This is a genomic window from Streptomyces rectiviolaceus (assembly GCF_039533825.1).
Classification (GTDB): Bacteria; Actinomycetota; Actinomycetes; order Streptomycetales; family Streptomycetaceae; genus Streptomyces; species Streptomyces rectiviolaceus.
In genome coordinates this window covers 30988-32762 of the sequence record NZ_BAAAUG010000031.1, presented here as the reverse complement: position 1 = coordinate 32762, position 1775 = coordinate 30988, and the positions used below count along the sequence as shown (strand labels likewise).

At 73.0% G+C, this 1775-nt stretch carries 2 protein-coding genes and 1 pseudogene; all 3 read right to left on the bottom strand.

Annotated elements, in window-relative coordinates; translation table 11 throughout:
- Positions 1-80: 80 nt before the first annotated feature.
- Positions 81-377, bottom strand: a complete 297-nt coding sequence (locus ABD378_RS10595) for an acyl carrier protein (RefSeq protein WP_344520342.1) — start codon at positions 375-377, stop codon at positions 81-83.
- Between the two features lie 78 nt (positions 378-455).
- Positions 456-1331 carry an acyl-CoA dehydrogenase family protein gene (locus tag ABD378_RS10590; RefSeq protein WP_344520341.1) on the bottom strand — a complete coding sequence of 292 codons (876 nt, stop codon included), beginning with the start codon at positions 1329-1331 and terminating at the stop codon, positions 456-458.
- Positions 1328-1775: pseudogene (locus ABD378_RS10585) on the bottom strand (hypothetical protein); the annotation flags it as partial. The pseudogene ABD378_RS10585 and the gene ABD378_RS10590, both read right to left, overlap by 4 nt.

Genomic DNA, 1775 nt, shown 5'->3' with positions numbered 1-1775 from the left:
GGAAATGCGGTCCTCTCTCGGTTCTGCTCTCGGTTCTGCGGGGTGACGAAAGGCGGTGACGCGGGCGCGGCGGCGAGCGGTCAGGCGTTCTGCTGGGCGAGCTCCTCGACCAGGGCCTTGCTGAGGCCGTCGATGGTCGGGTTGTGCCACATGACGGTGGGGTCGAGGGAGATGTCGAGGTGGTCCTCAAGCTCGGCGGCGACCGCGAGGACGTACACGGAGTCGAGTCCGTAGTCACTCAGCGGCACGCCCGTGTCGATGGTGTCGGCGGTCCGCTCCAGGTGGGTGGCGATGCAGTCGATCAGCCACAGGCTCAGGCTCTCGGCGGTGTGCTCGGTGAGCTGCTCGGTGGGCTGCTCGACGCCGGATTCCGGCATGGGGGTGCTCCTTCGAGACGGTTCGGGGGTTCGGGGGTTCGACGGTTCGGGGTCAAGTGGTGTGCTGCGTCAGGGCGTTCAGGGACGGTCCGGAAGAGGCCGTACGGTCGTGCCGAAGGACCGGGAGGTGTCGTAGCGGTCGGTCAGCTCCGCGTACAGGCGCTCCTCGACCGGTCCCGACGGCTGCGTGACACGTCGCGTGGGTGCCGTGAGGGTGCGGCCGGGTGCGGCGTCCAGGAGTTCCGGGTCGGTGAGGTCCGCGACGGCGGGCGTGGCCAGGAGGGCGTCGAGGTCGACCGTGCCCGCCAAGGGGCCCGAGTCCGTGCCCGGCGCGAAGAGCACCCGCTGGGCCTGCGCCAAAAGGACCTGGAACACGGCCTGTTCGCCCTCCCTGATGTAGAAGCGCGAACCCATCACCACCGAGAGCCGGTCCATCGCACCCTGCAGGACGCGCGGCCCGATGGCGCGCGCGGGCAGGGTGTCGCCGCCGCGCACCGCGAGGGTCGTGAGGACGTCGCACAGGAGAAGGTCGGCATAGGCCCCGGCGAGCAGGGAGCGGAGGTAGCTGATGTCGATGGCCGCGGCGCCGTAGAGGTGGCGTGCGCGCAGGTGGCGCACGGTGATGCGGAGCGCGGAGTCGAGCGCCCCGGTCGCCGCGCCGACGCGGACCGCGCCGGCGTTCTCCCCTGCCACGGGGCAGTCGGCGGCCAGCAGGGGCGTTCTGCGGCACAGGGCGCGCAGGGCGTGCAGCAGTTCCTCTGAGCCGTGGTGTGCGACGGTGAGGCCGGTGTCGGCGAGGAGTGCGGCGCCCTCCGGGAGGGGCCGTCCGGCCTCGCTCGCGGCGAGGACGGCGCGGAAGCCGAGCGGATTCACCTCGTCGTAGGGGTCGCCGAGGCGCTCCTCGACGGCGTCGGCGAGGCCGGTGGCCGCGGTAGCCGCAGTAGCTGTGGTCACGAGGCGCTCGCTTCCTGAGTGTCGGGAGCCGCGCCGAGCCGGTCGAGCAGTGAGTACGGCGCGCCGGGCCCTGCGGGCCGGGCGAGCAGCGCGTCGGCGAGCTCGCCGTGGACGCGGCGTTCCGTCTCGTCGACGTGCTCGCCGAGGTCGGTGAGGGCCTTGACCAGGCAGCCGCGCAGCCAGGTGTCGTCCACGCCGGAACCGGCGTGCTCCGCATGCTCCGCGTGTTCCACGTGCTCCGCCCCCCGCAGCCACAGATGCAGCGCCGCCGCGGCCCCGAAGCACAGCTCGAACCGCTCGGCGAGTTCGAAGCCGCGTACGGGCACGGCGCGGGGCGCGAAGCGTGCCCCCGCCATGTCCTCGTGGAGCCGGTCGGCGGCAGCGCGCAGCCGCTCGGCGAGGTCGGCGAGCGCTCCGGAGGCGAGGCCGTCGTCCGCGAGCTCA